The sequence below is a fragment of the Gelidibacter salicanalis genome (assembly GCF_016469035.1).
Taxonomy (GTDB): domain Bacteria; phylum Bacteroidota; class Bacteroidia; order Flavobacteriales; family Flavobacteriaceae; genus Gelidibacter; species Gelidibacter salicanalis_A.
Genome location: NZ_JAEHJZ010000036.1, coordinates 12,779 through 34,237 on the forward strand (window position 1 = coordinate 12,779; position 21,459 = coordinate 34,237).

The window sequence follows — 21,459 nt, forward strand, 5'->3', positions numbered from 1 at the left end:
TACCTGAGAAAAATCAAATTTCACAGGTGTGTTTACGTCAATCTGACGGGTTGATTGCGACATTATATTTTTATATCTTTCGTCAAGCTAAATAAAAGACAGATGAAACACGTATCTATTCTAGTTCCCATAGGGAACGTAAGTGTTGTGAATATTGCAGGAACGCATCAAATGCTTTCTTGGGTCAATGAATTTTTTCAACAATCAGGTAAAGAACCACTATTCACTATCCAATTGGTAGGACTAGAAGAACAACCGGACAGCGGTGGCGGATTGTTTCGTGTTACACCTGAAACGGTTATTGATAAAATAAATAAAACGGATTTGATTATCCTTCCCGCCATCCATTCAGATTTTGAGAAAAGTTTAAAAGAGAATAGTGCATTGACACCTTGGCTTATCAATCAGTATAAGGAAGGTGCAGAAATTGTGAGTTTATGTATTTCCTCCTTTTTTCTGGCATCCACAGGATTATTGGACGGGAAAACGTGTTCTACGCATTGGCAATCGGCAAATATGTTCAGGGAACTGTTCCCAAAGGTTATTTTGACCGACGAAAGAATCGTGACTGAAGCAGATGGCATTTATACGAGCGGTGGTGCTTATGCCTTTACCAATCTGGTCATTTACTTGATTGAAAAATATGCCGGTCGTGAGACGGCAATTATGGCCGCTAAAGGATTTATGATTGATATTGACCGGAGCAGTCAATCCCCTTTTATGATTTTTTCAGGTCAAAAGTCCCATAAAGATGAAGACGTTTTGAAGGCTCAGAATTACATCGAACAAAACTATAAGGATAAAATATCGGTTGACGATTTGTGTGAGCATATAGCCTTGAGCCGACGCACCTTAGAACGACGTTTTAAGAAATCGACCTCCAATTCTGTTGTGGAATACCTTCAACGGGTAAAAGTGGAAGCTGCCAAAAAGGAACTGGAAAAAGGTCGTAAAACTGTTAATGAGGTAATGTATGACGTTGGATATTCTGACCCCAAAGCGTTCCGGGATGTTTTTAGGAAGATTACCGATATGACACCTTTGGATTATTTGAATAAATATAGCGCTCTTGTGGTAAGTGGATAATGTATCATCAACCCTCATATTCATGCAATTCAGTAATTGTCAAATAATATCCATTTGGGTCTCTGAGTGAAAACTCCTCTTTTTTAGAATTTGGGTTTAAATGAATATCTTCTTCGATTACAGCATTTATATTTTTTGAATTCTGCCATATCAATCTCATATTCTCAGTTCTAAAATAAAGGATTAATCCATTTCCAGGCTTTATTGCCGGGTTTTTCATAGTAGGGTGCTCGTGTTCTCTCCACTTATGAAGACACAATAAAACTTCATCATTATTATTTACAAGAATATCAAACTCTTTTCCACCGTGTTTACTTTTGAAACCAAAGAGCGATTGATACCATTTTGAACTAGCTTCAACATCTTTTACTGCTATTATTGGGTCGATTTTTGTCATTGAATCATTTTTAAATTTTAAAATATTTATGGTCTATCCCTACCAACAAATCGTTCTTTACCTAATAAAAAGTTGATGGCTCTTTTGATGTTTCTTTCAAGTGCTTTCGAAGCAGATTTACATACGTTAAAAACCACAGTGCTTTATCTTTTCTAACTGGAAATCAATTGTTTATTAAATACCAATGCGAGATTAACCCAATGGTTAAAGTCTTTTTCGTTCTGTAGATTTTCTTCTTGTACGTGAATGTAGCCTTTATAATTTCGACCTCTCATAACGGCTGTTGCGCATCCATTTCTCTTTACTTCTTGTTCGTGCAGTTTTGGATCTATTCGGCACATCATTCTTTCTGGCCCGGCGGTCAGACAAATTTTCCCGTTTACCAAAAAGGCAAGACTGCCGAACATTTTTTTCTCCTCGACGGTTTGATGTTCGACGGCTTTTCTTATTCTCCTCACTAATGCTTCGCTAAAAGCCATAGGTTTAATTGTTTGATTTTGGTGTATTCTTATCAAATGTCAGCGTGTCAAAGAAAATGGTCAATGACGTTAATTTTCCATTTTTCGCAGTCCAAATTTCCGCTACGTCTCCATTTATTTTTTCGCCATTCGGAAATTCATAGTTATAATTGCCAATCACGCAAGCATTGTCGCCATCAACAATCATTTTTTTTACCCGCATTTCTTGAAAAATACGTGAAAATCGACTTATGACTTCAATGTATCCAGATTTTCCTATTATCGGAACTTGATTATTCATATCTCCTCCAATATATTTGAAGTCATCCGCAATTTCGGTTTCCCATCCTTCTTTTTTAGCAAAACCTTTATAGTAGGTTTCCAAAAGCTCTTTTGTTGTTTTAGAATTCGCCATTTTTTAGAATTTTTAAGTTCACTATATTTGTTATTGCATTTTACAACAACTATAAATATACAAATGTTATTGCAAAACACAAGTACCTTAAAATTTTGATATGAAAAAGAATAGGTCGGATTGTCCAATTAGTAGTGCATTGGACGTTTTTGGTGACAAATGGTCGTTGTTAATCATCAGGGATATTATGCTCCGTGGGAAATTGTCGTATAGCGAATTTTTAAAATCAGAGGAAAGGATCGCAACAAATATTCTTGTAAATCGCTTAAATGTTCTTGAGGCAGAAAATATTTTGTCCAAAAAAGTCTCGTCCGAAAATAAATCAAAATTTGTCTACAGCTTGACCACGAAAGGAATCGACCTACTTCCTATAGTGATTGAAATAATGGATTGGGGCGCGAGGTACAATAAAAATAGCCCTAGAAGGGAACTTGGAAAACAAATCCAAAAGGATAAATCCAAGGTTATTTCTACATACCTTGAAAAACTGAATGATAAATTTGCTTAACCGTCATTTTTTTATTTCAATTTCCATTTTTCCACTATCTCGGCGTTGAAACCCTCTTTATTCTTTGGGTTTGGATGCCCTTTTCCACTAACTATTAAATCAAATAGACTTTTCTTGATGTAATTGCTCCACGCATCTTCACAAACCTCATAACATTCGTATTCTGGAACAAGCCCTTTATGTGTGAATTTTATCTTTGTTCTTTCATTTTCTTCCGAAACCTCAAAAATCAATTTGGTGTTTATCCACTCATTTTTATCTGAAACGAAGTTGAATTGATTGTCCAGTACTTGATAAATCAATTTCTTATTTGGTTCTATTTCTATGAGTTTCATTTTGCATAAATGAACGTCTTTGTAATGATAGAAAAACTCCTTGTTAAGTTTGTCCGTCTTGCCTTCTATATCCTCTGACCACCACGCTCGAAAATTCTTGATCGCTCTAAATGCTGTGGCAGGCGATTGTTTGACCAAAATGGTTGCCGTAAAATCTTGTTGGTCCATATTGAAATGCTTTTTGTAATTAAGTTTTGTTTTTATCGTTTAACACATTGTCCAATTTTTGCAGTTTTCTGCTCCAAAATTCATCAAAATGGCTTATCCAATTTTTGAGTTCGTTAAAACCCTCTTGATTTAAAATGCAATGACGCTCCCTCCCAATTTCCTGGATAGTGATAAAGCCCGCCGTCTGCAATATTTTGATATGCTTTGAAACCGCAGGCCGGCTCATATCAAAATTTTCTGCCAAGGCCTTAATGTTATAAGTATCTTTGGTAAGCATTCCCAATATCTCCCTTCGGCTTGGGTCTGCAATTACCTGAAAGGCATCAAGATTTGGTGTTGGCATTATCATCCGTGTTTAAATGTTCAAGCATTTTTTTAATATTTTTGTCCCAACCATCGAACATTGCAGTAAAGATTGAACCATTTTCTTCTTTAAATCCGCTGTGTAAAAGCGTCAACTCAGTCCCATTTTCTTTCGGTACCAAAGTCCACTCAACAATGGTATCAAGTGTTATTTCGCCACCAGAGCCACCTTTCCAACTATAAACCAGTTTTTTTAGAGGGATAATTTCAATCACTTTGCAATGGAAGTTTCCATCAAGTCCCATATTGGGTATCGGATTCGTAGTAAACTTGAATTCGTGTCCTAAGATTGGCTCAAAATCATTGGGCATCAGCCATTTTTCGATTAACTCCGCCTTGGTTAGGTATTCCCAAATTTCTCCTGGAGTTTGGTTATAAAACCATTGATGTTTAATTTCAGTTTTCATAAACGTGTAACTTTAAGGTTACACAAATATATGCGTAACTTTGAAGTTACGCAAATTTTAGTCCCCACAATTTTATTTTATTTTAGAATGTGTTTATGCAAGCCATTACGATTAGGCACTTTTTGGATAGTCCAGCACAAGCAATCGTTCATTCTCCTTCCTGACTACAGCTTAAAATTATTGAACCTCGTTAATTTTAAGACCACCTTCGATATGGATGGTATTATTTATTGTCCGCTTATTTACTCATTCGTCATTCAATCCTTTCCCACCGAGAATTTTTGGCGTGTATATTTTGATGCGTGATTCACGGGTTTTGGATTGCTTGGCCTTTGAAAAGTATAATAGATATCCTCTTTGTCGACCTGGCGTTAATGATTGGAATGCTTTTCTTAAATCCGTGTTTTCTTCTAATGTCTTTTTAAATTCGTCGGGCATATCAAATTCCGAAGTCTTTTTCCTTTTCACTTCCAAGCCTGATTTTTCTACCTCGATAGCCTCAAAAATGTAAGTTGTCACTGAAGCCTCTAATTCTTTGATTTCTTCAATACTTGTAAATCGTATTTGGCGTGCAGATTGAACATTCTTGGTTTGCTGAAATAATATGTCATCTGTGTCTTTCAACAAAACACCTTTATGAAATAGCAGAGCACAATACTCCTTAAATCCGTGAATGAGGACAATATTGTTGCCTTGGAAGGTATAACAGGGCTTGCCCCATTTGAATTCTTCGCTAAGTCCCATGTCAAGAATTAGCCTCCTCAAATAAGCATATGCTGCCTGCCACTTTTGGTTTTCTTCAAAAAAGGATTCGATACTTTTCTTCATAAGATTTTATGTTATTATACTACCTGCTGTTTGGGTCTATTTCTTTTTTGCCACATTCATTTTAGCGTGGGATTTAAGAATTTGCTTGATTATACGGGAAGGAACTTCTTGGTCAAATTTAATCTGCACAGTTCCCTTTCCAGTTTTATAGCCCTTGTCTTCAAACAGTTTACGTTCATCATCACTTAACCCACTTTCACTAAATCCTAAACTGACGTGTTTTGTGTAGGCGGCAAAACCTGTTAACACTCCGTGTAATTTGTAATTTGGAACATTCCAGGCAATTCTTTCTTCAGCCTCTGGAACGGTGGACGTAATGATATTCCGAAGTTCTTCCATTATAGATTGAGAGTCTTCAGTCGAATTTGCAATATATTCATCTACATTTTTAGATTTCTTCATAATCGCGCTTTGTTAAAGATTAGCTTTCTGTCAATGGGTCTGGAATACCACGATAAAATTGTCAAGACCAAAAGTAGCAGTGGCGGTAAAATATTATCTATGGTATTGCCAACCGCAAGATGTGAAATTATAGCTCCGGACATCACAAAGAAAAAACCGGCATAAGCCCATTCCTTTAATAGAGGGAATTTGGGTACTAGCACGACTATAACTCCCAAAATTTTCCATATGCCGAGTAGGGTCATCAAATAAATCGGGTATCCCAAATTGGTGAAATTCTCAACTTCTTCATTCATTTGAATCAATTGTACAATTCCGGTAGAGACCATTCCCAATGCGAGCCAGATGGTAGCAACCCAATAGACGATTTTGCCTGTCCGCCCGGCAGTCGGGTTTCTTTTTGCCATAAAATCAGTTTTCAATTATACCTTTTCAGTCACAACTGCAAGATTGTTTATTATTTTCCACGCGTTATCTGAATCTAACACCAGCGAATTGTAAGAAATGAAATCATATTTTGAACTTTCAATCCGTAATTTTACAGAAGCAATAATTCCGCTTTGGTCGATTTGCTCAATGTTCATCTTTCTTGATACACCGCCAAAATCGCCACTTTTAATCTTTTCTAAGTACTCTTCCTTATTGATTATGGTAACTCCCTGCGTCCCCATAAATCCGTTATTGGTTACTCTGAAATCCTTATGAAGCACTTGATCTAAAAGTGTAACATCACTGGTATCGCCTCCATTTACAAAGTTTGTTATGGCTTGCTTTATTCTTTTGGTCTGGTTCATACTTTTTTTATTATTTCTTCTAATTTATTATGAGCCATATTCAAACCTTGTGCAAAAGGCTTTTTTAACAATTCGTTGCGTATTTCGACCGATTTAAAAATGACATGCATTGTCAATTTGCTCGTTTCATCTGTTAGCGATTTAAAATCCAGAAATTCAAGCTGGGCGGGAAGGGAGAACACATCCATTTCAAAGGTTCGAACAATGGATGTATTCGGAATGAACCCGTGAAATGTGCCTTTACCGTTAAAGATCACATCTCCTTTTGGGTTACGCTTTTCAAAGTGGTACTTTCCATATTGCTTGAATTCAAACTCAATAAGGTCACTGCCCATCCATTGTGCGAATAAATCCTTATCCACAAAAGCATTATAAAGCGATTCAACTGGTAAATCAAAATGTCGAGTAATCTGTATTTCTTGTTTGCCATCTTCTGCAAACACTTTAGTTTTCTGTTCCATACTATTTCGGTCGGTTTTTTTACTCACTTGGTACTTATTTTATTTTTTGTGTTCGTGACCCGAGCCTTTAAGGCGAACGGATGAAATAATCTTCGATTTCATAATAGATTCCAGGTTATCAAATCTTTTGTCCCATAGTTGTCTAAATGGCTCGATAAAGTCAGCTATGTCTTTCATTCCGTTTGGATTTAGACGATAGTATATTTCCCTACCTGTTTGTTCCTGTTCGAGAATTTGACACTCTGCGAGGATTTGGATATGCTTGGAAATTGTTTGCCGAGATGAATCAAAATTTTCAGCTATAGCTGTCGGTGTCATCGCTTGCATAGCGACCAACGTAATAATCGCTCTTCGAGTGGGGTCGGAAATAGCTTGGAAAACATCTCTTCTTAATTTCATTTCGCAGTTATTTGACTGCAAATATATATGCAATCATTTAACTGCGCAAAATTTAGACCTATTTTTTTAAGATTTGAGCTTTCTTAAATTCAAAAATATTGATTTGATTTCCAAAAAGGACTGAAGTAAAATTTCTTTCAAATTTTGGACAACCTCTATAAACATATCCTTCATAATTTCATTTCTATTATTGTAAACCATTAAAAATCGATAACGCAATGGCAACTATATTCTCTTTCACTCCAAGATGCCGTACTTCATCCCAATTACTCAAAAACCCCAATTCCAAGAGTATAGAGGGACAATAATTAATAGTTTCCCGTAGCACCTGAAAATTCGCAAACTTCACACCTCTACTTTCATATCCCAACTTTTTATTAAATGCAACCTGGGCCTGGTAAGCAAGCCAAGTAGAATCATCCGAATATTGTGAAGTGGCATTTACCACATACACTTCAACTCCTCTAGCGTTCGGATTATTGGAGTGATTGCAATGTAGCGAAACGAACAAATCAGCATTCAAAGCTTTGGCAAGTCTAGTTCTATCCGATAGGGGAATAAGCGTATCGCCGTACCTGGTCAAATAAATGTCCATTGGTGTTTCTGAATTTTCGTTAAGGCTCAAAATTTCCTGAGCAATCTCCAATACAGCATCCTTTTCTTGGATGCCATTTATTCCGATAGCACCGGAATCTTTTCCACCGTGTCCAACATCAATTACAATTCGTTTTTTGGTTGTCGTTTCCTGCCCAAAAATGATACACATTTTTAAGAGCAAAATCATAAAACAGACGTTTTTGAGCGCTTTTCTCATTTTCAATTTTCAGGTTATCAACAACTTCCTTGCAAAAATCCATAGCATTTGAGGCAAACTAATAGCAAATAAATTCAATTGAATTCAAATAATATTTTATTTACAAATATTTGATTATCAGTTATTTATAAGCAAATATATGTATATTTCCAATAACGAAAACAACACAAATTTTTAAACCGTTCCGTTATGAAAAAATCAATCTTTTGCGCAGTATTTCTTTCACACCTCTCAACATCACTTTTTGCCCAGATTGGAGGTATTGAAAATTCCGTTAATGATGTTTCCAACACCATCAGAACCATTTTTCCCATCATTTTGGGGGTTATTTTCCTTATAGGTTTCCTATTTAATGCAGGACACTTCTTTGGCGAAAACGCTGACCTTAAAAAAGGGATTACAAGAGTTCTTGTATTCGTTTTAATTGCGGGTGCAGTCGTTGGCATATTTACTTATCTCATTGGAATCGTTGTTTAGATGAACCCTCATCGAGGGCTATAGTACCAAAACTGTATGAAGACATTCGAGATCTATAAAAACATCAGGAAACGGGCGGTTATTTTTGGACTGCCCATTTCCCTGTTTGCACTAATGATGGTGTCCATACTTGCTTCGCTATTGGTCATCATCTTCTCATTCAGCTTCGGGATGATTATAGGGATATTGATCTTTAATGCGGCGCTCTACATCACATTGATTCGGATTACGAACCGTCCACAACTTTTTCAGATGGCCAAGGCCTTTCCAAGTATCATCAGTAACAAACAAAATTCAGGCCTCGATTATGAACAAGATTAACCTTTCGGCATATCAACCCATTGCGGATATTCAGGACCATATCGTGTTTGCCAACAATGGCAATGTAATTTTGTGCTATGAAGGAAATCTGCCAGAAATCTATTCACTGTCCGAAAAGGACTTTGAGGATATACATGGTGCTTGGTTTCAGGCTATAAAATCATTGCCTGTTGCCACTGTGGTTCACAAACAGGATGTCTATCTGAAGAAATCCTATTCATCGGAACAACTTCCGAATACCACCTTTCTGGAAAAAGCCACACACCAACACTTCAAAGATCGTGGCTATATTGAACACAAGTGTTATCTGTTCTTTATTCTGACCAAGAACAAAGCACTCAACAACCCCAAATATGTCAATCCATTCCGAAAAACATCAAAGGGAATTGTACTGGAACTGGATGACACCGTTAAAAGTTTTGAAAACGCCGTAAGCGACTCCGTTTCCTTTATTAACAATAGCCGAAAAATGACGTTCCTTCCCCTTGTAGCGGAAGATATTTTACAGCTTACAAGTGGCTATTTCAATGGCTTTAATATAGATTTTGACACCGATATTTTACTGGATAAGAAAAGCGTCACAATTGGTGAAAACCATTTTGATGCCCTGGCCATCAATAGCGAACTGTGCTTTGGCGAAAGTGTACAGAGTAGCAAGACCAATGGGAAATTCACTTCTGACGACTTCGTATTTCATCAAGGGTTTATTGATGGTTTAGGGCTTACGCTCAATGAGAACCACATCGTTAACCAGATCCTGTATTTGGATGACAAACAAAAATGGCGCACGCTGCTCGATAAGAAAATCGAGGAACTGAACAAAAGTTCCAATTTTGGCTCGCAGAACAAAGTTGTTCTTGGCAAAATCCAACACATCCTTGACCAGATTAATGCCGATGATAATTCGCGCATTATCCGTGGTCATCTCAATATCATTTATTGGGATAAAAATCCAGAAAATTTAACTCGGATAGGTTCTAAAATCAAGACTGAATTCAAAGAATTGGATATCATCCCCTACTATCCAAGAGGCGAAGAACGAAAGAACTATATACTGAACAGTTATTGCTGCTTTTCTTCAAATTTCTCAAATAATGATCTATATGTTACCGATTTAAAACACGCCTTGTGTCTGTTCATCAATAATACCAATTACAAATCGGACCCTACAGGAATTATTTTCAACGATAGAGAACACAACATCCCTGTCTTAAAAGATGTTTGGGATGACCGTAAGAAACGCATCAAAGCCCGGAACTTTGCCATATTCGCTCCGACAGGCGAGGGCAAATCCTTTCTGGCGAATAATATCCTGCGTCAATATTTTGAAAGTGGCGTTCGTCTGGTCATTATCGACTTGGGGAGCTCATATACGAAATTCGCAAAATTGTATCCTGAACAGTATACGGTACTTCGTTATGAGAGTGGAAAGAATTTGGGCATCAACCCATTCTACATCAGCAATCCTGACGACCTTGCACCAGAACGATTAGAAGACCTATCCGTGTTTCTTTTTGAATTGTTTGCCTTGGATTTAAAAGTCACCAAGGCACAATCAGTTTCCGTCAAAAAAATCCTGCGTCACTATTATGATAGCACTTCAGAAAACCATTCTTTGGAAGGTTTCTACAATTTTATAGAAAGGAATCAGGAAGATCTTCTGAACACTCTTAAAATCCATCCCGACTATTTTAATGTCACAAGCTTTTTGCATGTGATGTCCGAGTACGTCGGCGATGGCCTCTATAGTTTTCTGTTTGAAGTTAGCGAAGACCAGACCTATAAAATCGAGGATAAACGTTTGATCGTTTTTGAACTCGATGAAGTCAAGGACAACAAGGAAATTCTGTCCGTAATGTTGAAGCTGATCAAATCAGCAATCCAACGAACTATATGGAAAAATCGCGCTGAAAAAGGCATCATCCTCTTTGATGAATTTGCCAAACAACTGAAGTTCGAAAATGTTCTGGAAAGCGTAGAATTCTATTATCAAGCCATTCGTAAACAAAATGGTGCGATTGGGATTATTCTGCAATCCATCAATCAGCTTCCAAACAATACCACATCCGCAAGCATTCTTGAAAACACCCAGGTAATTTATAGTCTGAACAATGAAAAAGGCTATGATGAACTTGTCAAAAGGCTCAACCTCTCCAGTCACGATCTCAACCAATTAAAATCCATCAAGAACAATCTTTCCGGTCCACGGAAGTATACCGAGATGTTCATCAAAATTGGAAAGGAAAGCAACATTTTTAGGCTTGAAGTTCCCAAGGAAGTTTATGCAGCTTATTTGACCGATGGACAGGAAAACGAGGCCATAATGGCAATTTATAAAAAGACCAATAATATGGAATTGGCAATTAAAGAATTCACATCTAAATCCTAATACTATGAAAAACGCAATGAAAATTCAGGAACACTTTAACAATAGAAAGGTTGTGGGTAAAACAAAAACAGCAACGCTGATAATTATACTCATTATATCTTTTTTATTGCCTGCACGCGCTGCGTGCCAGGGAATGCCCACGTATGACAACACCAATTTTATCAGCTTGGTAAAACAATTGATAGAATCCGGCAAGCAGACCGCAAATATTATCAAGACCGTAGAGTTCTTAAAAACACAAAAGGAAAACATTGAAAAGGTCAATGATGTGGTCAAGCAATTAAACGCAGTACGTGAAATTGGAAGGAACAACCAACGTCTGATTAGTGTGATGCAAAATGACTTGAGAGACATTTTAGACAGTCCTTTCATAAAACCTGATGAAGTAGCAAGGGTGTCACAATCATTCACTGTGATCGTTGAAAACTCGTTGGATACCCTGGATTTTATAGACGAAATTCTATCGAGCGATTATCTAAAAATGACCGATGCGGAACGTACAGCAATTCTAAAAGAAAAAGAACTGGAATCTAGGGAGATGGTATCCAATATTACCACTAAAACCAAACGCTACAGGGATATCATTTCATTTCGGAAAATGCAGGACAAAATCAATAACCGCGAAACCGAATATTGAAGATGACCGCAACTTTCATTTTAGGAATAGGATTGGAATACATCGATACGGTTTTCCAAACGATACAGAACAGCAGCTTCTCGCAGTACACCATTGCGGGAATGAAGACCCTTGCTGTACTATTTTTTCTGGTCAATATCCTCAAAAAATACAATGAAGGTGTTGCCGATAAGGACGGCTATACTTGGGGATTGACTCCAGGAGAACTCGCAAAGAATTTTGCAATAGTAATATTGGTCATATTCTCAACTCAAGTATTAGGGTTCTTTGATGGTATTCTGGTCGCAATTGAAGGACAATACCGTGCCACCGCTCCTGCTTTACTTCCCTTGCAATTACAGGACCTTCCAATAGAAGAAGACATAAATCTTTTTGATGTCGCAAAAAATGCGATGAGTTTACTTTATGAAGCATTGATAACGCCGCTATATGGTTTCAAGATATTGGCTTTTATAATCAGTCTCTTTCTTTGGATTTTAGACTTATTTATTTACCCGCTGTTTTTAGCCGAGCGCTATTTTCTACTGGGAATTATGCAAGCGTTTTTTCCATTGGTCATTAGCTTGGCCGTATTTGAAAAATTCCGATCACTTGCCTATTCTTTTTTCAAGTTGTACGCGGCGGTTTATATGCTGGTACCAGCCTTCTTTTTGGTCAACATATTTATCAACGCCATCTATACCGAAATCAATACCAATTTTTGGCAAAATCTGTTTGGAACTGATGCAGGACAAGGCTTTTTTGCTCCTGTGGTGCAACTGGGCTCTGTTTTTTTTATAGTATTTCTGAAGTTCAAATTATACAGTCGTGCCACATCGTTCACGCTCAGATTGTTTAATAGCTAAATCAATTCAAATGAAAACTCCGTACATAAATATATATAGCGTTCTAAAGTTAAACCGGCTCATAGTTTTAACTGCCATCGTTTGTGCTTTGTTATCCAGCACCTTTTCACTTTGGATGGCTTTTACGACCAATAAAAATGCGCTCAACAGTGCGTTTGCCATCAATACCGACGGCAGTATCATTCCGCTAAAACTCGTTTCCCAAAAGGAAAATTTCACTGTAGAAGCATTGGCACATTTAGAACAGTTCCACAATTATTTCTATAACATTGATGCCAGCAATTATGAACGGAACTTAAAAAAAGCACTTTGGTTAGGGAATAGTTCCGTGGACAACCTCTATCGTCAGAAAAAAGCGGATGGCGTCTATAATCGATTGTTACAATATTCATTGGTTCAAAAAGTCCTCAACATTGATTCCAATCTAAATGAGGAGCATGGAACATATAGTTTCATGACCACAACCATTTTTGAAATCAACAGAGGCGTCATAACTGACACCTATGAATTGGTCTCCACAGGAAACCTGATCATGGTTGACCGGAACTTCCCCAACAATCCACACGGATTATTGATTACCGATTACTTCGAAAACACTTTAAAAAAAATTCAAAATGAAAATAGAAAAAAATAAAATAGTCTTTGCAGCAGTATTGGCTGTGATTTTCATTTTCCTAATTTCCTATTCTATGATGATTATGGGAGATGACAAAAGTGAAAATGAGAACCTTAAGCAAACCTTGATCCCAGATTTGAAAGAAAACCAAAAACAGTATGATTCAAAATTGGATGCCATTAATGATTTGAAGGAAGTGCGGGAAACCAACGCACCGAGCATATACGATGAAAAATTGATTGATTCTTTGGGCTTTTATGACCCAGATTTACCACAACGAGAAAAAGAACGCATTGTGGATAGTATTTACAACTCAGGTAAAATCCAATATTCAGAGAAACCATATCAAAACTTCGGGAAAGAGAAAGTGACTCGAAATGATAAGGAAAAAATTGATTCTGCCGAAATCAGGACAGAACAAAAAATTCAGGCCAAAGAACTTGGTTTGGAACATCAATTGTTTTTTGCCGCTTCGCCAAAGCCAAATAATAGTGCCACACTCGGCCATACCGATGAGAGCATTTACGTCGTTGTAGATGGCGATCAAACTGTAAAGGCAAATGCCCGATTAAGAATGCGTTTGACGAAACCAGCAACAATCAACAATAGACTGATGCCAAAAAATACGCTCGTCTTCGGGTTTATCAGCTTTCAGCCCAATCGCGCTTTAATTAATATTGAGAATATCGATCATCATGCCACAAAACTCAAAGCTTTTGACCTACAAGATGGCAGTGAAGGCATTTATGTCGAAAATAATTTTCGCGCAGACGCCACCAATGAAGTTCTGGATGATATCATTGGCGATATCAACATCCCATCGGTTCCGCAAGTCGGTGGAATTACCAAGATACTTAAACGGAACAATCGAAGCGTAAAAGTTACTGTTCTGAATAATTACAAATTAATTCTAAAACCAAGGCCATAGCCCTATTAGATATTTAAAATCTGACTCTTATGAAAAATTATATTATTATTTCAGCTATTCATATTTGCACATTTTTACCACTACTTTGCTCAGCACAAGACTCAATAAGAACATTCCAAGTTCTGGACACTATTTATGCGAACGACACCAAAAACGTTGCGCTATTTTTTCCTGAACCCATCAGACAGGGAATAACTGGGGCAGAGAATTTTGTGTTTACCTACAATCGTGAAAAAGAACAGTATTTTGGATTGCTCCAGGCAAAACCGGGAAAAGAAAGCAATCTTCTGGTAGTCAATAACGATGGCTCCGTTTTTTCGTATATTATAGGGTATAAAGCAAAACTTTCAAAGCTCAATTATTTCATTCCAATCTCCAGTAGTATTGGGAATGAAAAGCCAAAAGTGAAGGATTCGATCCCTGTTAAAACCTTTGAAAATAGTGTCGATTACGGTACGTATTATTATGAAAAGTTCTGTAGGTATCTTCTGGATAGAAAACAGCGCATCGGTCGGATTAAGAATCAAACTGAAGATATTGTCTTAAGTGTAGAGACTATTGTTTTTGATAAAGAAGAACTCTACTTTGTTATCCAGATTGAAAATAATTCTACGTTGGATTACGATTTAAATTTTTTAAATCTATTGATTGAAACACGGCAAAAGGGAAAAAGAAAATCATTGCAACGGTTGAATCAAGAACCTGTTTTCAAAGAAAATCAGCCAACGAAAATCAGAGAAAACGAAACTGTACGATTCGTTTATGTGATGTCTAAGTTTTCATTATCGAATGACCGCAGGGCAATTTTGGAACTGAACGAAAAAGATGGCGAAAGAAATATTGAACTAAAAATATCGCATAGATATATCAATAATCCAAATTGAGAATATATAATTTTTCAAAATCCGTAATCAGATTTTCATAGTACTTTGGGATGAATTTATACAAATCCAGTTCATCAACTAAAGAATTCATAAGTGGAAGTTTCATCCCATTTCTGTCGCCATTTGGGAAAGAAGCCAAACTCCCACCAGCACCCAAGAGAATCAAATGTGGCATTCTTTTGTATGGTAAAACACTTTTTTTAGCCATACTAGAGTTCACGTTTTAATATGTTAAATGCCCCAGCCATCAGTTCTATTTCCGAATTTTTAATCCCTATTTCTTTTGCTATATTTTTCCAGTTTTTGACAATTGAGAGCACTTCTTCTAGAATGGTCTGCATTTCTTTTTCGCTTAAGCGGAAATATTTACCTACACTTCTGGCTAATTCAAAATCTAATGCATTGTCATCCATATCTACATTTAAGGACAAGCCATCCTTTTCTATTGAAGGGTTTAAATCGTAAGCTGGGGATAAAATCCAACCTTTATCCGTTAATATAAATCCGTGATTCCGCAAGTGGTCATCCGTATTTGAAATAGCTATGTTAAATACAATACGACGCCACAGCTGATGTAAGTTTTGATCCACATCAACGCCATAATTCTCTATAAATTCAACAATCTCAAGGTAGCTAGGGGAAGCGTCCTTTATTGAATCTTCTGTATTACCGGTCATTGTCATTGCAGAGGCAAAATGGATACGTTTTTCATTATGCCTATCAAATCGCTTGGTCAGGAAAGTATGGTGCTGGCCACTTATCTTTTCTATTTTGGATTCTACCATTTCTATACCCGATGCAATAGCAAGCCGATAAGCCAAAAATTCCCAAGCGGCTTTATCAATGGTATCTGTCTTTGATGGGAATTTTGCTATCCATAGGTTTTTTTGAGAATCAAAAATATTGGCCTTAGGCCGCGCACCACCCAATGAAGAACCGGGCGCAATTAAAATGGCAACCCATTTTTGTAGGTCATCATTTTGGTCGTCACTTTCCAATTGTTTTGCCGCTTCCTGTAAATCGACCAATGAAGACCAAGGTGGCGTAGGGGTTTGGGCATCATTGTCTAAAAAAGGACCTTCCAGATCAGTTTTAAAGCGTAAGGCACCCATCCTGCTTTCATCGAAAACACCAAGCAGATAATCTATTTCATAAAGTGTCTGCGGCTTTTCATTATTTGCCCTGGCATCTTGTGCGGATCTGCGTTTCATAAGGGTTTTACCCCAAGTGTCGGGCATACTATCCAGAAAGATCCCGAAATTCTCTTTGTTGGTCGGGAATTGTGGCCCTGAATAAAATTCTATATCTGGGTCTAATAACCGTTGGGCATCGGTTTTTAACCAGTCTTTGTCATACTCAAAGCTGAACGCCTTTTTACCCTTGGCGAAGTGCGCCGAAAGTGTACCGACCAGCGTTGGTTCTTCTAAGCTTGCCCAATCTGCAAACACATAGATGTCAAACTTTCCTGTTGCCATAATATTTATAATAAATCAAGGTCTTGTAATTTTCTTCCAAACTCATCATCTTGGGCCAGCTTCAGAAAGTCATCTTGAAGGTTCAGGACCCTGAACACATTAAAATACAAACCTATGGAAACTGCAGGGTCGCCTTTCTCGATACGATAAAGCGTAGCTCTATGAATGCCTGCACGCTCGGAAACTTGTTCCGTAGTTAGCTTTCTTCTCTTACGCGCCAGCTTGATATTTCCCCCTATCTGTTCAAAAATCTTCTGGTATTTTGGTAGAAGAATGGTTTTCTTTGAGTTCATAATGTTGCTTATTTAAGACAAATATACAATTTTTGTTGTAAATTAGCGACAATTATAGACTTGAAACTGTGTATAGTATTTTTGACCAAGACCACGAGCTAACAATAAAAATGGGAATACCTAATGTATTTCGATTCCGTCCACCCAATGTAAATACTTTAAGCGAGCTTCAAGAACATTATATTTGGTTTTCAGATAGGGACTCACTTAATGATGAATTAGATTCTAATCCAGAATTTGTGAAATTGTCAACTAACCCTGAAGAACAAAAGCTGCTTTATAATACAATTGCAGAGAATATTCTAGACCCAAAAACCAAAGCTTATTTTGATAAGAATATGGATGCAGATAGGCTTCAAGAATTTGCTTCAACTAAAATAAACCCATTTGTATCGAGTTTTGGGATAGCCTGTTTTACAATGTACCCAATGAATGAGAAACTATGGGACATCTATTCAGAAAACAACAAGGGTATCTGCCTTCATTTTGACAGTAGTGATGACTCTACTTTTTTTCATAATATTCTACCAATTCATTATGTCTCACGTATAAAAGAAAGAGAATACAGCGCAATTTCACAACCCAATCACATCATTGACTTGTTCTATAAAAAAACGGAAAAATGGTCTTATGAAAAAGAACTTCGTCTTCTCAAGGAAAAAACTGGAAAGATTAAATTTAAGCCTTCATCTTTACAAAATGTACTTATTGGCTGTGATGCCGAGCAAGACTTTATAAATACAGTAGTGGATATCGTCAAAGACAATTATAATAAAGTAAATATTTTTCAAGTAATTGAGCCAGTTTCGATAGGGAAATTATCTTATAAGCCGTTGTATATTCCTAAATAATAAATAAAATATTTGACCACCAATTTGACCACTCATTTGACTACCTGTTACACCACCTATTGCACCACCTTAATACTAATCAAATATCGAACGCGCCTCCTCATAAACCTTCTCAAAATTAGCCGCCAAATCATCCTGAGAAAACTGCTTTGATTCCTTCGGCAACTCTCTTTGGATATTAGCCAACTTAAACTGCACCCTTTTATCTTTCCCATCCGCATACGTTATAAATTCGCCTTGCTTCAATCTAAAGAATACATCTGCCCTAATTTTCGGTATTTCCTTTTCCCCGGTAGTCACACGAGTATCAAAGTCTAGATTATAGCCTCGACTCACACTTTTAGTTGGATCTTTCACAATCTCAAAGAAACGTTCATAATATTTGGCGGTGTCTGGGTCGTTGACCTTGCCAAAAAACTGGTAGGACAGGTTGCTTAAAATTGCCTTACTCGCTTTATCCCCGTACATCATATCATTTTGAATCTTGTCCTGCATCACATAGACCGTTGAGATGTTATAACCCCGCAATGTCGCGGGAATACGGTGCATATTCAATAACCGAATGGTCGGTGCTTCTTCCATTAAAAGAAATGAAGGTTTGCTATTGCGAACGCTCATTTGTTTAGTTATGGTGTGGATGATCGTAGCGACGACTGGCGAATAAGAAGTTTCGAATTTCGGATTGTTTACTACAGAAATGACGGCGGGATTATCCTCACTATTGATATTCAAAGGCACTTCATCAGCTGACAACGCCATAAAGATGCGCTGTGTACTAATGCGCTTCAGTGCATTGGCCAAGGTGCTTTTTACGCCTGCAGTCTGCCGTTCAGAATCCTTACCACTGATAAACGCATCTGCCATGGCCCTTGATGTGGTATTGGTTTCCAAGAACTTGATAAGGCTTTCAGTGTTTAGAAATTGATATACGGCAATCAAATGAGGAAGTGTACAAAATTCGGGATAGTCCGTTTTTAATTTCCAGATCAATCCACCAATCAATCCCTCCGCAGCATCATTGAAGAATTTAGTGGTTCCTAAAGTTCCGGATTCCCTTTGCTCCAAAAGATTTTCAATCAGTACCCGAGACACCTCGTTAACGCTCTCCTCATTCTCCAGATAACGTGGCGCAATAGGATTTACCCTGTGAATGATTTTATCGAAGGAAATGATCTTAAATGGGATGTTGCCATTCTTGAAAAGCGGGTACGCCATTTCTGTTAATTCAAAATCTTTATAATCGTGAATGATACCACAAAAACCTTCTTTCCGGAAGTGTTTTAGAAAACCATAAACCACGCTCTCAGTTTTGCCGCTTCCCGCAGAACCGATAACTGATGCCCCTCGCTTGATGTTGTCGAGTTGGAAATTCCCTTTATCCGTGGCAAAGTTGACCTGATATTTTAGGTTCCCGTTATTAGGTTGATCTGTTTTATGTAAAAAAACATACATGCCCACGTTAACCAATATGAGCGGACAACCTAAATAGAGCGCTATCAAAATCAATTGAAAATCTTCATTTAGATAAAAGACAAAAGCTCCAAGGATTAAAAAGTTAATAATAAATGCATATCTACTTATCCTATAGATTCCATAGAAAGCAACACTGGTCAAACCAATAAGGAAAAATATTGCTAAGAGATTGTTCAGATGCATAGCTCTAAAATTAGATTCCGATGGAACTTGATTTGATAGCGACTTCCGCACCACGTCGCAGTCCTTTAAATATTTTCATTGCCAATTGTCCTTGCGTTACTGGAATACTAGGCATCATCGGAATACCTGCTTTGCCCATAAATTTGAACGCTAATGCTTTTTCATTGGTAGGCAATTTCATCAGCGCTGCAAAATAGATTTTTGGGTTCTTGATAAAATCCTTTCGCGCTTGGTAGGTCTCGGCAAAGTTTCTTTGGTAGCCGAAGGTCTTGTCAAATGTCTTTTCTGCCTTCTCGAAAAAACTGTTCCGATCAAAACCACGCTTCACGTTCTTTCCATGCATCTCCGCCTCAGAAGCCTTGTATTTACTCCCTGGCGAAAGACTAACTTTGTTGGACACATCCTTGCGACTTACTATAATGTGAATATGGCTTTGGTTACCTGACTTTGCCATTCCTTGAACTATACGTTTGCCATCCTGCTGGTGTGGGGCTTCCCTTTCCAATTTTGCAATTTCTTTTTCTTTTTCAGCTTTATTTCCAGTCATTGTCCCGTTTTCAATTTTTCGAATGTCCGTTTTGAGCTGTAGTATTTTAGAAGCGTAGGGTTGGTTTTCCTTTATCTGGAAGTCAGTTCCTTTATAGGTTCGTTGATGCTCGATTTTTGCATAATATTTTATGTCGTCGATTCGAATCGGGCGTCCGTTAATTTCACGATTGAAAGATGCCGCATAATCTTTCATCAGCTCACGGGTGTACCGTTTTAATTCCTCGCTAGAATTCTGTAACCTACTCAGTTCATATTGGGACGGGCTGACGGTGATGGAATAGAATTTGGGTTCAATTTTTTTGAGTTTTGACGTATTTCCATCAATCTCCTTAATGACTTCCTTAGCTGAAATCCCATCGCCATACTGATTGAAAAAACACTCCATGTCTTCCTGTTCCAGACCTTGATTTTCTTTCTCCAGATAGCCTACAAAATCCGCTGAACTTTGCGAGTACGTGCCTCCTAATTTTTGTGGTGTGATAGTGATATACATGGCTCCATATTTTAGGGTTCGTTAGTCGTTTTTCGTTTTTCCTCAAAAAGGACCGTTTTCTTTTCTTCGCTAAATTTTTTCTCCAAGATCAAAGGTTTTGTGGTGGATCCTTCAATTTTAAAAAGTGATTCCAGCATGGCGACTGTCGGCTTTGTTTGGGTCTTTTCAATATCCCGTTGAATGGCAATAATGGCATTCATCCGTTTCATCAAATTAGCCTCTAAAGTTCGTCCCGTCGGGCCAAATTTTTCTTTTGGTGAGATCTCATTATAGAAGAAAAAATCGAGCATCGTCGCCATGGCCTCGGTGTGCGATTTGAAGTGCGTTCTTGAAAATTCCTGAAAACGTTTGGCTGTTTCCTTTTTGAATCTAATTCCAATAAATGAGTCCATAATTCGCCGATTTGTCGCAAATTCTTCCCTAAAAATGGGCTCTCACAAGGCGTTTGTCGCAAATCGTTGAGAGTCAAGAAATTAATATATTCATAAACAACTAACTATCAGTTATTTACAAACAAAAAGGAGTACTTAACATCGCGTAGCGTGTTATCCTCTTGCTATTCCATTCCTTCATTTCATTTCGGTGCTTCCATACTTTTTATCAAAAGCTAAAAAGCCAAATTTGAATGATTGTAAGCAATTCATTTTTTAGCAGGATTCATTTCGTGTTTTTAAACTATCCTCAAAAAAATACAATAAAAATTTGCCTCTAAATTTTTGACCTTCATTGAAATAGAACAATAGCTGAGCCATGTAATTTGGGTTAAAATGCTGGCAATTGGTTGCCAAAATGACATATATCCATATACTTATTATATCCAGAGCGTTTTCCTTTTCAAAGGAACTTGATTAAGTGGGATTTTAATGGTATTACTATTTTAAGAACGACCACATTAAAACAATGAACGTGCGATTCATTTAATTCCATTTACTTCCCATAGAGCCGTCGCGTTACCTTTTCAGCAACCTCTACTAAAATTCAGGATGAGTAAGGACTTATAAAAGGGAGTATGCGACCGATTATGCAGTCCGTCTCGTTCTGAATTTTAAAACTTTGTGGATTAAAAGGATGAAGTGATTTGTTTCTGAAGCGGACGCTATTCCAAAGTTGAAACATTTGTGGTTATGACGAGATTTGATCCAATCGTGATGGTGAATAGAATCTCCTAAAAACTTTGGGATTGTGTCCAAGATTTTTTTGAGTGAAGCGC

Annotated in this window: 30 protein-coding genes; 11 read left to right on the top strand and 19 right to left on the bottom strand. The window is 37.3% G+C overall.

Annotated elements, in window-relative coordinates; all coding sequences use genetic code 11:
- The first annotated feature begins 102 nt into the window (after positions 1-102).
- On the top strand, positions 103-1,086 hold the full coding sequence (locus tag JEM65_RS14880) for a GlxA family transcriptional regulator (RefSeq protein WP_199601118.1): 984 nt from the start codon (positions 103-105) through the stop codon (positions 1,084-1,086).
- Between the two features lie 7 nt (positions 1,087-1,093).
- Here JEM65_RS14880 and JEM65_RS14885 read toward each other — a convergent pair whose 3' ends face one another.
- The 3 genes from JEM65_RS14885 to JEM65_RS14895 form a co-directional block, all read right to left on the bottom strand.
- Complete coding sequence (locus JEM65_RS14885; RefSeq protein WP_199601120.1) at positions 1,094-1,483, bottom strand: VOC family protein; 390 nt, start codon at positions 1,481-1,483, stop codon at positions 1,094-1,096.
- Between the two features lie 152 nt (positions 1,484-1,635).
- The gene (locus JEM65_RS14890) at positions 1,636-1,962 is read right to left on the bottom strand and encodes a TfoX/Sxy family protein (RefSeq protein ID WP_199601122.1); all 327 of its coding nucleotides are present in this window, start codon (positions 1,960-1,962) and stop codon (positions 1,636-1,638) included.
- 4 nt (positions 1,963-1,966) lie between these two features.
- Positions 1,967-2,356 (bottom strand): nuclear transport factor 2 family protein, encoded by a 390-nt coding sequence (locus tag JEM65_RS14895; RefSeq protein ID WP_233530675.1) that lies wholly within the window; start codon positions 2,354-2,356, stop codon positions 1,967-1,969.
- A 100-nt stretch (positions 2,357-2,456) separates the two neighbouring features.
- Here JEM65_RS14895 and JEM65_RS14900 point away from each other — a divergent pair, with 100 nt between their 5' ends.
- A complete protein-coding gene (locus JEM65_RS14900) occupies positions 2,457-2,864 on the top strand; it encodes a winged helix-turn-helix transcriptional regulator (RefSeq protein WP_199601124.1) in 408 nt (135 codons plus the stop codon).
- Between the two features lie 11 nt (positions 2,865-2,875).
- Here JEM65_RS14900 and JEM65_RS14905 read toward each other — a convergent pair whose 3' ends face one another.
- The 10 genes from JEM65_RS14905 to JEM65_RS14950 all read right to left on the bottom strand — a co-directional run bounded on the left by JEM65_RS14905 (position 2,876) and on the right by JEM65_RS14950 (position 7,835).
- Entirely contained in the window at positions 2,876-3,367 is a 492-nt protein-coding gene (locus JEM65_RS14905) for an SRPBCC family protein (protein WP_199601126.1), read from the bottom strand.
- 19 nt (positions 3,368-3,386) lie between these two features.
- The gene (locus JEM65_RS14910; RefSeq protein WP_199601128.1) at positions 3,387-3,710 is read right to left on the bottom strand and encodes an ArsR/SmtB family transcription factor; all 324 of its coding nucleotides are present in this window, start codon (positions 3,708-3,710) and stop codon (positions 3,387-3,389) included.
- Entirely contained in the window at positions 3,691-4,137 is a 447-nt protein-coding gene (locus JEM65_RS14915; protein ID WP_199601129.1) for an SRPBCC family protein, read from the bottom strand. Before JEM65_RS14915 ends, JEM65_RS14910 begins: the two co-directional genes overlap by 20 nt.
- A gap of 246 nt (positions 4,138-4,383) precedes the next feature.
- A complete protein-coding gene (locus JEM65_RS14920; protein WP_199601134.1) occupies positions 4,384-4,965 on the bottom strand; it encodes a YdeI/OmpD-associated family protein in 582 nt (193 codons plus the stop codon).
- 36 nt (positions 4,966-5,001) lie between these two features.
- The gene (locus JEM65_RS14925) at positions 5,002-5,367 is read right to left on the bottom strand and encodes an iron chaperone (RefSeq protein ID WP_199601136.1); all 366 of its coding nucleotides are present in this window, start codon (positions 5,365-5,367) and stop codon (positions 5,002-5,004) included.
- On the bottom strand, positions 5,364-5,774 hold the full coding sequence (locus JEM65_RS14930) for a DoxX family protein (protein WP_199601138.1): 411 nt from the start codon (positions 5,772-5,774) through the stop codon (positions 5,364-5,366). Before JEM65_RS14930 ends, JEM65_RS14925 begins: the two co-directional genes overlap by 4 nt.
- Positions 5,775-5,789: 15 nt before the next feature.
- Positions 5,790-6,161 carry a nuclear transport factor 2 family protein gene (locus JEM65_RS14935; protein WP_199601140.1) on the bottom strand — a complete coding sequence of 124 codons (372 nt, stop codon included), beginning with the start codon at positions 6,159-6,161 and terminating at the stop codon, positions 5,790-5,792.
- Entirely contained in the window at positions 6,158-6,649 is a 492-nt protein-coding gene (locus JEM65_RS14940) for an SRPBCC family protein (protein WP_307810559.1), read from the bottom strand. Before JEM65_RS14940 ends, JEM65_RS14935 begins: the two co-directional genes overlap by 4 nt.
- 12 nt (positions 6,650-6,661) lie before the next feature.
- The gene (locus JEM65_RS14945) at positions 6,662-7,021 is read right to left on the bottom strand and encodes an ArsR/SmtB family transcription factor (RefSeq protein ID WP_199601142.1); all 360 of its coding nucleotides are present in this window, start codon (positions 7,019-7,021) and stop codon (positions 6,662-6,664) included.
- A 187-nt stretch (positions 7,022-7,208) separates the two neighbouring features.
- Positions 7,209-7,835, bottom strand: a complete 627-nt coding sequence (locus JEM65_RS14950) for an N-acetylmuramoyl-L-alanine amidase family protein (protein WP_199601144.1) — start codon at positions 7,833-7,835, stop codon at positions 7,209-7,211.
- A 189-nt stretch (positions 7,836-8,024) separates the two neighbouring features.
- On the opposite strand from JEM65_RS14950, the gene JEM65_RS14955 reads away from it, so the two are divergent.
- From JEM65_RS14955 to JEM65_RS14990, 8 genes are read left to right on the top strand one after another with little or no spacing between them, the layout of a single operon-like run.
- Positions 8,025-8,312, top strand: coding sequence for a hypothetical protein (locus JEM65_RS14955; protein ID WP_199601146.1), 288 nt, complete (start codon positions 8,025-8,027; stop codon positions 8,310-8,312).
- A gap of 36 nt (positions 8,313-8,348) precedes the next feature.
- Positions 8,349-8,633, top strand: coding sequence for a hypothetical protein (locus JEM65_RS14960; RefSeq protein WP_199601148.1), 285 nt, complete (start codon positions 8,349-8,351; stop codon positions 8,631-8,633).
- Complete coding sequence (locus tag JEM65_RS14965; RefSeq protein WP_199601150.1) at positions 8,620-11,022, top strand: TraG family conjugative transposon ATPase; 2,403 nt, start codon at positions 8,620-8,622, stop codon at positions 11,020-11,022. Before JEM65_RS14960 ends, JEM65_RS14965 begins: the two co-directional genes overlap by 14 nt.
- Before the next feature lie 4 nt (positions 11,023-11,026).
- Positions 11,027-11,659: a conjugal transfer protein gene (locus JEM65_RS14970; protein ID WP_199601152.1), complete on the top strand. Its 633-nt coding sequence runs from the start codon at positions 11,027-11,029 to the stop codon at positions 11,657-11,659.
- Positions 11,660-11,661: 2 nt separating this feature from the next.
- On the top strand, positions 11,662-12,504 hold the full coding sequence (locus JEM65_RS14975; RefSeq protein WP_199601154.1) for a hypothetical protein: 843 nt from the start codon (positions 11,662-11,664) through the stop codon (positions 12,502-12,504).
- A 10-nt stretch (positions 12,505-12,514) separates the two neighbouring features.
- A complete protein-coding gene (locus tag JEM65_RS14980; RefSeq protein ID WP_199601155.1) occupies positions 12,515-13,138 on the top strand; it encodes a conjugal transfer protein TraK in 624 nt (207 codons plus the stop codon).
- Positions 13,119-14,048, top strand: coding sequence for a conjugative transposon protein TraM (gene traM, locus JEM65_RS14985; protein WP_199601157.1), 930 nt, complete (start codon positions 13,119-13,121; stop codon positions 14,046-14,048). The genes JEM65_RS14980 and traM overlap by 20 nt, the downstream gene beginning before the upstream one ends.
- A 29-nt stretch (positions 14,049-14,077) precedes the next feature.
- Complete coding sequence (locus tag JEM65_RS14990; RefSeq protein ID WP_199601165.1) at positions 14,078-14,932, top strand: DUF4138 domain-containing protein; 855 nt, start codon at positions 14,078-14,080, stop codon at positions 14,930-14,932.
- On the opposite strand, the gene JEM65_RS14995 is transcribed toward JEM65_RS14990, so the two are convergent.
- Genes JEM65_RS14995 through JEM65_RS15005 form a run of 3 tightly spaced genes read right to left on the bottom strand, consistent with a single transcriptional unit; the run spans position 14,916 to position 16,700 of the window.
- Positions 14,916-15,140, bottom strand: coding sequence for a hypothetical protein (locus tag JEM65_RS14995; protein ID WP_199601167.1), 225 nt, complete (start codon positions 15,138-15,140; stop codon positions 14,916-14,918). The two genes, JEM65_RS14990 and JEM65_RS14995, sit on opposite strands and share 17 nt — an antisense overlap.
- A 1-nt stretch (position 15,141) precedes the next feature.
- Positions 15,142-16,407, bottom strand: a complete 1,266-nt coding sequence (locus tag JEM65_RS15000; RefSeq protein WP_199601169.1) for a type II toxin-antitoxin system HipA family toxin — start codon at positions 16,405-16,407, stop codon at positions 15,142-15,144.
- Positions 16,408-16,412: 5 nt separating this feature from the next.
- Positions 16,413-16,700, bottom strand: coding sequence for a helix-turn-helix domain-containing protein (locus JEM65_RS15005; RefSeq protein ID WP_199601171.1), 288 nt, complete (start codon positions 16,698-16,700; stop codon positions 16,413-16,415).
- 68 nt (positions 16,701-16,768) lie between these two features.
- Here JEM65_RS15005 and JEM65_RS23015 point away from each other — a divergent pair, with 68 nt between their 5' ends.
- Complete coding sequence (locus JEM65_RS23015; RefSeq protein ID WP_199601173.1) at positions 16,769-17,551, top strand: DUF2971 domain-containing protein; 783 nt, start codon at positions 16,769-16,771, stop codon at positions 17,549-17,551.
- Positions 17,552-17,626: 75 nt separating this feature from the next.
- On the opposite strand, the gene JEM65_RS15015 is transcribed toward JEM65_RS23015, so the two are convergent.
- From JEM65_RS15015 to JEM65_RS15025, 3 genes are read right to left on the bottom strand one after another with little or no spacing between them, the layout of a single operon-like run.
- The gene (locus JEM65_RS15015) at positions 17,627-19,207 is read right to left on the bottom strand and encodes a type IV secretory system conjugative DNA transfer family protein (RefSeq protein WP_199601175.1); all 1,581 of its coding nucleotides are present in this window, start codon (positions 19,205-19,207) and stop codon (positions 17,627-17,629) included.
- A 10-nt stretch (positions 19,208-19,217) separates the two neighbouring features.
- Positions 19,218-20,249, bottom strand: a complete 1,032-nt coding sequence (mobB, locus tag JEM65_RS15020; RefSeq protein ID WP_199601177.1) for a MobB family relaxase — start codon at positions 20,247-20,249, stop codon at positions 19,218-19,220.
- A gap of 11 nt (positions 20,250-20,260) precedes the next feature.
- Positions 20,261-20,641, bottom strand: a complete 381-nt coding sequence (locus JEM65_RS15025; protein ID WP_199601179.1) for a BfmA/BtgA family mobilization protein — start codon at positions 20,639-20,641, stop codon at positions 20,261-20,263.
- Positions 20,642-21,459: the final 818 nt, after the last annotated feature.

Excerpts from the sequence above, each read along its gene's own strand:
- JEM65_RS14980 (WP_199601155.1), top strand. The coding sequence starts at position 12,515 with ATGAAAACTCCGTACATAAATATATATAGCGTTCTAAAGTTAAACCGG.
- JEM65_RS14990 (WP_199601165.1), top strand. The coding sequence starts at position 14,078 with ATGAAAAATTATATTATTATTTCAGCTATTCATATTTGCACATTTTTA.
- JEM65_RS14895 (WP_233530675.1), bottom strand. The coding sequence starts at position 2,356 with ATGGCGAATTCTAAAACAACAAAAGAGCTTTTGGAAACCTACTATAAA.
- JEM65_RS14965 (WP_199601150.1), top strand. The coding sequence starts at position 8,620 with ATGAACAAGATTAACCTTTCGGCATATCAACCCATTGCGGATATTCAG.
- JEM65_RS14890 (WP_199601122.1), bottom strand. The coding sequence starts at position 1,962 with ATGGCTTTTAGCGAAGCATTAGTGAGGAGAATAAGAAAAGCCGTCGAA.
- JEM65_RS14960 (WP_199601148.1), top strand. The coding sequence starts at position 8,349 with ATGAAGACATTCGAGATCTATAAAAACATCAGGAAACGGGCGGTTATT.
- JEM65_RS14975 (WP_199601154.1), top strand. The coding sequence starts at position 11,662 with ATGACCGCAACTTTCATTTTAGGAATAGGATTGGAATACATCGATACG.
- JEM65_RS14955 (WP_199601146.1), top strand. The coding sequence starts at position 8,025 with ATGAAAAAATCAATCTTTTGCGCAGTATTTCTTTCACACCTCTCAACA.
- JEM65_RS15025 (WP_199601179.1), bottom strand. The coding sequence starts at position 20,641 with ATGGACTCATTTATTGGAATTAGATTCAAAAAGGAAACAGCCAAACGT.
- JEM65_RS14930 (WP_199601138.1), bottom strand. The coding sequence starts at position 5,774 with ATGGCAAAAAGAAACCCGACTGCCGGGCGGACAGGCAAAATCGTCTAT.
- JEM65_RS14935 (WP_199601140.1), bottom strand. The coding sequence starts at position 6,161 with ATGAACCAGACCAAAAGAATAAAGCAAGCCATAACAAACTTTGTAAAT.
- JEM65_RS14910 (WP_199601128.1), bottom strand. The coding sequence starts at position 3,710 with ATGCCAACACCAAATCTTGATGCCTTTCAGGTAATTGCAGACCCAAGC.
- JEM65_RS14915 (WP_199601129.1), bottom strand. The coding sequence starts at position 4,137 with ATGAAAACTGAAATTAAACATCAATGGTTTTATAACCAAACTCCAGGA.
- JEM65_RS14880 (WP_199601118.1), top strand. The coding sequence starts at position 103 with ATGAAACACGTATCTATTCTAGTTCCCATAGGGAACGTAAGTGTTGTG.
- JEM65_RS15000 (WP_199601169.1), bottom strand. The coding sequence starts at position 16,407 with ATGGCAACAGGAAAGTTTGACATCTATGTGTTTGCAGATTGGGCAAGC.
- JEM65_RS14885 (WP_199601120.1), bottom strand. The coding sequence starts at position 1,483 with ATGACAAAAATCGACCCAATAATAGCAGTAAAAGATGTTGAAGCTAGT.
- JEM65_RS14995 (WP_199601167.1), bottom strand. The coding sequence starts at position 15,140 with ATGGCTAAAAAAAGTGTTTTACCATACAAAAGAATGCCACATTTGATT.
- JEM65_RS14945 (WP_199601142.1), bottom strand. The coding sequence starts at position 7,021 with ATGAAATTAAGAAGAGATGTTTTCCAAGCTATTTCCGACCCCACTCGA.
- JEM65_RS14900 (WP_199601124.1), top strand. The coding sequence starts at position 2,457 with ATGAAAAAGAATAGGTCGGATTGTCCAATTAGTAGTGCATTGGACGTT.
- JEM65_RS15015 (WP_199601175.1), bottom strand. The coding sequence starts at position 19,207 with ATGCATCTGAACAATCTCTTAGCAATATTTTTCCTTATTGGTTTGACC.
- traM (WP_199601157.1), top strand. The coding sequence starts at position 13,119 with ATGAAAATAGAAAAAAATAAAATAGTCTTTGCAGCAGTATTGGCTGTG.
- JEM65_RS14925 (WP_199601136.1), bottom strand. The coding sequence starts at position 5,367 with ATGAAGAAATCTAAAAATGTAGATGAATATATTGCAAATTCGACTGAA.
- JEM65_RS14920 (WP_199601134.1), bottom strand. The coding sequence starts at position 4,965 with ATGAAGAAAAGTATCGAATCCTTTTTTGAAGAAAACCAAAAGTGGCAG.
- JEM65_RS14950 (WP_199601144.1), bottom strand. The coding sequence starts at position 7,835 with ATGAGAAAAGCGCTCAAAAACGTCTGTTTTATGATTTTGCTCTTAAAA.
- JEM65_RS14905 (WP_199601126.1), bottom strand. The coding sequence starts at position 3,367 with ATGGACCAACAAGATTTTACGGCAACCATTTTGGTCAAACAATCGCCT.
- JEM65_RS15005 (WP_199601171.1), bottom strand. The coding sequence starts at position 16,700 with ATGAACTCAAAGAAAACCATTCTTCTACCAAAATACCAGAAGATTTTT.
- JEM65_RS14970 (WP_199601152.1), top strand. The coding sequence starts at position 11,027 with ATGAAAAACGCAATGAAAATTCAGGAACACTTTAACAATAGAAAGGTT.
- mobB (WP_199601177.1), bottom strand. The coding sequence starts at position 20,249 with ATGTATATCACTATCACACCACAAAAATTAGGAGGCACGTACTCGCAA.